This window comes from Marinobacterium sp. MBR-111, from assembly GCF_040547585.1.
In the GTDB taxonomy this organism is placed as follows: domain Bacteria; phylum Pseudomonadota; class Gammaproteobacteria; order Pseudomonadales; family Balneatricaceae; genus Marinobacterium; species Marinobacterium iners.
Window position 1 is genome coordinate 1 of record NZ_JBEPQA010000052.1, and the last position, 8,281, is coordinate 8,281.

The following is an 8,281-nucleotide window of genomic DNA, read 5'->3' on the forward strand; positions in this document are numbered from 1 at the left end:
GGTGACATCTCCTTCAACGAATACCAGCTGGATTCAGAGATCACTCACCTGACCCTGAACCTGGAAGGTGGTACACGCATCCATGATGGCGACCTGGTACTGTCCACCGTTGAAGTCGATGTAGACGAAGACGGCCTGGTACCGCACTACCTGCAGTCGCTGGTGATCAACTCCACCGGTACCGGTGCGAATGAGATCAACGGCCAGACCGCCAACGTGATCAATGGTGATATCACACCCGCCGCGTATGGCCCTGCCGTTATTGTGGGTAGCCGTGATAACAACCTGAAATCCGTTACCATCAATGCTGATCAGGCGTTTGAACTGACAGGCGAAATCCTGTTCAGCTCACACGGTAAAGATAACGGTGGCAGCCTGGATAACACCCCGGCTGACGGCGTTACCGCGAATGACGACAGTGCAGCGACCGCCACACTGACCGTGACCGGTAGTGCAGATGTCGCCATCGGTGCGGTCAATACCACGGATGACGATATCGACGGCCTGACTATTGCAAACAACGGCACCGGCACCCTGAGCCTGACCATCGATGCTGCGAAGATCGACCAGGCGGCAGGTAACACCGATGCCCTGAGCTTCACCGGCAGCAACATTGAGCTGACCATTGCGGGTAACGTGGACCTCTCTGACGATGATCTCTCCGGCGTAAGCCAGATCACCATCGGTGAAGAGGCGACGCTGACCCTGTCTCAGGCACAGCTGGATGTACTGGGTACCGCTAATCTGCTGAACGGCACGACCGATTCCGCTGAAGATGAAGTCCTGCACATCGTTGAGCTGGGCAGCGATCCGTTCGATGCACAAGCCATTGCTGAAGGCATCACGGTTGCGTCCGTTACAATCGCGGAAGGCACCATCACCCTGGATCCGACCACTGATCTGACAGGCGTTGGCGAAATCCGCGTTCTGGAAGGCAGCACGCTGAACCTGACGGCAGCGCAGTATCAGCAGCTGGCTGCAGCGGGCACCATCGTAGGTGTGGATACCGACGGTGATAACAGCGACGGTAACGCCTTCACAGTGAATATCACCGACCTGAAACAGGCGGATATTAACTATGACGAAGACGGCAATGACGTAGCTGATGGCCTCAACCTGTCCGGTATCGCGGATGCAGCCACCGTGACCCTGTCACTGGCTGAAGATGTGAACCTGAACGCCGTTACCAACCTGGATGACCTGACTCGCCTGGAAGTCCTGCTGGCAGACGGTCAGACCCTGGGCTTGGCCAGTGCGCTGCAGGCCGACGGCTTGAACGTGACCGGTGGTGCCAACAGCACGCTGGTGTTCCAGTTCACACCGCACACTACTTACCCGGGTCAGATTGATGCCTCCGGCTATGATGTCACCATCCTGAAAGCGCTGGCGAACGGCTTCACCACGGGTGGTAACTCCAACGTCGAGTACTCCATTGATGACCTGGCCAGCACAGTTGAGCTGCGTCTGTATGAAGACCCGGCCGACCTTGGCTTCCTGGATGCGACATACCGTGTTGTATCGATCGAAGAAGGCATCACGACTCCGACCGGCCTGATCTTCAATGATTGGGATAACACCGACGAAGTCCGTACGCTGGTTCTGAACCTGGAAGGCGATGTTACGCTGAACGGCGACCTCAGCATCCCGACGCGTACCGATAAGGATACTGCTAACTACAATATCCGTTACTTCGATCAGCTGACTATCAACTCCGTTGGTGATGAGCTGAACACCATTCTGGGTGATATCGGTACCGCGACTGTCCTGGGTGGCGACAACACCAGCGATAACAACCTGCTCAACGTTGCGATCAACGCCGAACAGGATCTGGTCATCGGTGACGGCGCAGGCCAGGGTGTGATCACGTTCAACTCCATTGATGTCCCGGCTGACGACGCTGTCGCCAACCTGACCATCACCGGAGCGGGCGATGTCACCATCAAGGCGCTGGATACCAGCGACACCGATATCGCAACCCTGAATATCGACCATCAGGGCACCGGTCTGCTGACCGTGACTGGCGGTTCAGATGCACTTGAACTGACGGCTACCGAGAACCTGGTGTTCACCGGCAGCGGCGACATCGTGCTGGACACTCACACAGGTGCTGGCAACAACGGTATCGACGGTGCTGACCTGTCCACAATTGATGCATCCGGTCACAGCGGTAGCCTGACACTGGGCGTAATCGAAGCCTTGGATTCAACCAACTTCGACTTCACCTCCGGTACTGGCACCACCACGCTGACACTGGGTGGCACCACACTGAACGTCACAGACGCCGATGGCGCTGATGATGTACTGGGTACTGATGACGACCAGACGGGTTGGAGCTTCGACTTCACCAACGCGGCTGTTGACTCAGAGATCCATATCGGTGCGGGTAATACCTGGACAGCCGGTGACTTGAACATCAACCTGGGTGCCAACACCACCCTGTACATCGATGCCAACACTAACTGGAGCGCCCTGAACCTCGAGATCACTCAGGTGCAGGATATCGTACTGGCCGATGGCGTTAAGCTGACCCTGACCGCTGAGCAGGCGTCTGGCCTGAACATCGTGGCCGGGCCGGACACCGGTGCGACTGGCTTCACAGGCGAAGTTGAAATTATCGATCTGGGTGCGTACACCAACCTGAACGATAACGACAACGACCCGCTGAACGACGCTGCACGTGATAACGACGATACCAACGAACTGTTCGATTACGACTTCAGCGGCCTTCAGGTACCGGCCTCGGCCACCCTGGCGGACGATGATGTCACCCTGTCGACAGGTACAGACCTGGGCAATGTGACCATCAAGCTGAAAGTGGTAGACAATGCTGATGACGCACTGGGTGGTCAGACCATTCGCTTCGCCACTCAGGAACAAGCCGATGGCCGTGATATCGACGTGATCAATGGCGGTACAGGGTATGTTGATCCTGATGCCGATGCTTCGGTACCGGGTAATGATCCGCTGATCAACACCACCAACGTGGTGTGGCTGTTTAACAGCGTGACCGGCACACTCGACACCAGCAACTACGACGAAGAGATCGGACGTCTGTGGTTCACCGAAGCGCTGGCGAATGGCGCCAATCTGGAAGAGCTGTTCAGCAGCCTGCCGGATAGCATCATCCGTATCGACTTCGCTGACCCGGGCAACCTGACGCTGACCTACCCGTCTGAAGGCGTTGATCGCGTGGTTGAGCTGGCATCGTTCACTAACCTGCCGAACGGCTTGATCTTCGCCGATGAAGACAAGTTCGAGCACATCCAGTCGCTGACCATCCAGATGGGTGGTGAAGTTACCCTGGGTAGCATCGAGCTGGATAACCTGATCATCGATAACACCGATGCTCAGCCGGGTGATCTTGATCCGACCACAGTTGTGTTCAACACACTGACCATCGACTCTGTTCTGGCAGACGATACCGGTGACCTGTTGGCGGCTGATGGATATGACGATCAGGTCAACAACGCACCGACTGCACCGAACATCATCGGTGATATCACAATCGGCGCGGCTGAAGGGCTTGAGCTGACACACGTGATCCTGAATACAGGCGTTGACCTCAGCACCAACAGTGGTCCTGGTGCGGGAATCCTGACTGGTAACGACCTGGAAATCGGTACGATCAAGTTCGCAGCTAATGCCACTAGCAATGCGACGCTGACCGTAACCGGCAACAACGATGTCACCATCAAGTCACTGGATACCAGCGATCCTGAAGTCAACGCGGTAGTTAACATCGATGCGACTCAGCATAACGGTGTTCTGACCGTGACAGGTGGTAGCCCGGCAGCGGCGTTGAATGACGTTGAAACTCTCAACATCAATACTGGTGTTGATGACGCTGAAGCTGATCCGGAGACATTCGATAGCGATGTCTACTTCGGCCACGTTGCAGGCGCAGCTGAAGGCGAGTACGTCCTGAACCTGGATGGCAACGGTGTACCGTATGCTGGTGTAGCCGGTGCAGAGCTGAGTGCGATCACCATTGATGGTAACGGTAACGTGCACCTGGGTGTTCTGGCACTGATCGACGGTACAGACGATGACTCTGAATCGGATGCCTTCACGCTGAATGGCGGAACAGGTACTGGTACAGTCACCGCAATCCTGGGCGAAGGTAATGTCGACGGCGTTGTGACCTCTCCGCTGCTGGAAGATGGCAGCACTTGGAGATTCGTAAACGTTGACCTGACCATTCAGGAAACCACCGACCCGATGTTCGAAGCGGGCGCGATCCTGGAAGTGGATGGCGGCAGCCTGACCATCGAAGGTGAAGTGGACCTGACCGAGGTAACGCTGGATCTGACCAACGTAACCATCGATGTACCGGCTGATCAGACGCTGATCCTGACCGTTGCACAGGTTGCTGATCTTGCCGATGCCGGAGTTGAAGTCGTTGGCTCAGGTACCGTTGAAGTTATCGGTAACGGCGATGGCGCTACTGCTAGCATCTTCAATTCGCTGCGTACCGCTAACGTCGACCTGTCGGCTGTAGTTCTGACGGAAGATGATGCGGATGATGTGTTCGCGGCTACATTCGTAGGCGGTCTGGATGACGCCGATGAAGTAATCGGTCAGACCATCACCGGTTCTACTAACTTCGCGAACGAAATCTTTGCAGGTGAAGACGACGATACGCTGATCGGTGGAACTGGCGACGACACACTCTATGGTCGTGGCGGCAGCGATACTTTCGAGATCACAGCAGGTTCTGACATTGTTATGGACCTTCGCTCTGAAGCGGATGACGAGAATGAGAGCACTACTGAAGAACAGGATGTTCTGATTGTGTCCTCTGGCGCGTCTGTAACTGCAGATGACATTGTTGAGTTCGTCGCTACGGCTGAGACCATCAACAACGGTACAGCCACTCTGACCGGTCATTCAGGCGACAGCACCATCGACGTTTCACTTGCCGGTGGAAGCAACGGCTTCACACTGAATGGTGGCGAGTCCGGTGCCAACATCCTGATCGGTAGTGCCAACGATGACATCATTGACGGTGGTGATTCGGTTCAGAACGGTGCTGATGTTCTGACAGGTAACGGTGGTGAAGATACTTTCCACTTTGTGGTAGGTACCAGCACACCGGCTGCAATGTCTTACACTACACCGCAGGCGAACGTGGACCGTGAGCTTATCGAGGTAACTAGTGGCGCGTCTGCTAATGGCTCTATCAACATCGCGTATGTACTGAACGGCTCGCCGACCGCTGCAAACCTTGAGGTTGTATTGGCCAATGGTGATACGGCGGAACAGGTTGCAGGTAAGATTGCATCCGCGTTCAATGCAGTTAACGGTTTCAGTGCCATCCCGGTGGGTGCCATCGTGACCGTCAACAACGCAGACGGTGTCAGCTTCACGATCAACTCGCCGATTACTGATCCGGGTAGTACTGGTGTTACTGCTAACATTACCGATGGAACCGATCAGCCACAGCAGACTGTTGTGACAATTGGTACAGCCGATACTGATACAGTCGTAGCCGGTGAAAAATACATCGTTGAACTGGATCCGGTAGGCCCGGGTACTGCTACAACGTTCACCTATGAAGCTGGTGCAAACGAGACTGTTGCCGATGTCCTTGCAAATCTTGCAAGTGCAATTGACGGTAATGTTGAGTTTAGCGCTACAGTGAATGGCAATGAGCTGACTATTGAGGATGCACTTCCAAACAATGGTGGCTTCACTGTGGTTCTGGACACTGAAGGTGGCTTCGAAGGCTCCGGTGCTTCTGTTGACGGTGCGATTGGTAACGGCATTACCGATGCGCAGGCCGATTTGATTACAGACTTCATGAGCGGTGAAGATGTGATTGATCTTGACCTGGTAGCGGGCACTGCAACCAACTTCCTTGCAGAAGCTGAAGTTGCAGATTATGCAACAGCCTTGGCTAACGCCAATAACGCTATGGATGGTGTGGTACGTTACTATCTGACCTCACTGGCAGATAATGATGCTACGGCTGAAGCGGATGATGCTACAGGCTTGCTGTTCTTCGATGCGAACGAAGATGGCACAGTCGACGGTGTTATTGCGCTGACAGGTATCGACGAAAACAACTTCGCCTTTGGCGACATCGTAGCCTGAAGCTAAGCGCTTCACTCACTGACCCGTAGTACCTTGCGGGCCAGTGATGGCTGATAAAACCCCCGCTTCTCACAAGGAGGCGGGGGTTTTTTGTTTATGGAAGGAATACCATGCAAGCCTTTATTGTGACGAAAACCTTTATCGGCAAACTGGGCGAGTTGCCCTATCCGTTTGTGGCGCCGGGTGACCTTGCACGGGTCACCCCTACGAGATCTATCTCGATACCCGACAGGGCCAAAAACGCATCGCCGCCAGTGCCGAAAAAACCGGGGTCGAGTGCCGTGTGCTGGACCCCGCTCAAAATCCGTCCTTCACACTGCCCATCACACTCAACGGGCACGAGGGCAGGCCGACGCTGTTGCCCATGGACCCATCGATTGCCGCCCAACTGCGTAAGCGCATCCGCCCCGGTCAACCGTTGCGCTTGGCGCTGTTCAATGCCCTGGGCACAGGGCTGGGCGATAACCTGGTCGGCGCACAGGCGTTTCGGTTGGTATTGCCCCTGCTGAAAGCGATCCACCCGCTGATCGAAGTGGACGTGATCCGCTCATGGACCGCCACCAAACCGGATTATGTGCTCAAGCACGAGCCCTGGGTGACGCGCATCCGCTCCACCCCCATCCGCCTGGACGAGTGGCGTGAGTATGATGCCTGTTTTGATTTTTCCGGCTTTGTGTCGTTGCCGGGATTCAGGGGCGTGCCCTGGCCGGATTTTCATCTGATCAATTTGGGTGTCGCACCGGAAAAGATCGCCCCTGAGCTAAAGCAGGCATCCTGCGGTAACATCAATGTGGATGATTTCGCACGCGGGGCCGATGCCGTAATAGAGTCCAAATCACAGGCGAGTGTGCAGGATATCTTTGTGCATGCGACGGCTTCGACCCCCTTGCGCTCAATGCCCGCTGTGGCATTGTTGCGACTGTGTACGGCACTCAGGCAACAGGGCTACCGGGTGGTCACCGATGATAATGCCGTTGTTGCGGCGGCCCAATCGGTAAACTGTCCCTGCTTATTGATCCGAGATCGCAGTTTGAGTGAACTGTACGGGGCCGTGTCCGCCGTGGATAGCGTAGTCAGTTGTAACTCGTTTCTGCTGCATGTTGCCAATGCGGTTGGCAAACCGACGGTGGACCTGCTGATGGGCCAGGGTAGGTATCAACACGGCATGTTACCCTATCAGCCGTTGCTCACCTCAATCCAGGTGGATCGAGACCATCGCTACTGGGACCAGTACAAACTATCCGCCGATGTGCTCAACACCCCGGCACACAAGGCCTACTTTGAAAGCTGCTGGCTGGCGGCGGTCGAGCAGGTCATACACAGGCTCATTGAACCCACCGACACGGAGGCACACCATCATGCATAAACCCGCCTGGCCTGCCCGGCCCCTGATCCCCGTGGCCTGGGGCGAAGTGTTCGACAAGCTGTCGATCCTGGCGATCAAGCGCGAACGCATTGATGACCCCACCAAACAACGCAACATCGCCCGCGAACAGGCGGCACTCGAAGAAATCGTGGGCGACACGGCCCGATACCCCGCCGCGCTGGATGACCTCAGACAGGCCCTTAAAGCCGTCAATGACCAGCTATGGGACATCGAAAACGGCAAACGGGCACATGAAGCCCGGCAGTGCTTTGACGATGCCTTTATCCAGCTGTCACGCAGCGTATACCGCCTGAACGACCAGCGGGCACAGCTCAAACGCGAGATCGACACCCTGCTGGGCAGTGAACTGACAGAAGAGAAGAGCCACCCGGACTATGGACAATGACAGGCCCCGAACGCTCAGAGTGCTGAGCTTCCCGTTGCGAAGGCCAAGCTGCTATCCTGTGCCCAGCAAACAGGAGGCCCCATGACCGACACCGATACGGATCGCACCACCGATCACGACAGCCCTTGGAAAATCGCCCTGGATGGCTATTTCAAGGAGTTTCTGGAACTGCTGTTCCCGCATATCCCGTCAGAGATCGACTGGCGCCAGGGTTATACCTCGCTCGACAAAGAGCTGCAGCAGGTGACGCCTGACGCCAACTCTGGCAGGCGTTACGCCGATAAACTGGTCAAGGTACACACGCTGGAAGGCCATGAAACCTGGGTGCTGATTCATGTTGAGGTGCAGGGCGAGCCAGAGGACGCTTTTGCACAACGGATGTATACTTACCAGTATCGCCTGCGTGACCGCTACGG

Annotated in this window: 3 protein-coding genes and 1 pseudogene; all 4 read left to right on the top strand. The window is 55.9% G+C overall.

Annotation, left to right across the window (positions count from 1 at the left end; all coding sequences use genetic code 11):
• A partial coding sequence (locus ABIE61_RS18225) for a hypothetical protein (RefSeq protein WP_354412171.1) occupies nucleotides 1–6,093 on the top strand: 6,093 nt, incomplete at its 5' end.
• Between the two features lie 283 nt (nucleotides 6,094–6,376).
• On the top strand, nucleotides 6,377–7,459 hold the full coding sequence (locus tag ABIE61_RS18230) for a glycosyltransferase family 9 protein (protein ID WP_354412173.1): 1,083 nt from the start codon (nucleotides 6,377–6,379) through the stop codon (nucleotides 7,457–7,459).
• Nucleotides 7,452–7,865: a hypothetical protein gene (locus ABIE61_RS18235; protein ID WP_206836824.1), complete on the top strand. Its 414-nt coding sequence runs from the start codon at nucleotides 7,452–7,454 to the stop codon at nucleotides 7,863–7,865. Before ABIE61_RS18230 ends, ABIE61_RS18235 begins: the two co-directional genes overlap by 8 nt.
• Before the next feature lie 81 nt (nucleotides 7,866–7,946).
• A pseudogene (locus ABIE61_RS18240) lies at nucleotides 7,947–8,281 on the top strand (hypothetical protein); the annotation flags it as partial.

Coding starts and splice junctions, on each gene's coding strand:
- ABIE61_RS18235 (WP_206836824.1), top strand. CDS start 7,452: ATGCATAAACCCGCCTGGCCTGCCCGGCCCCTGATCCCCGTGGCCTGG.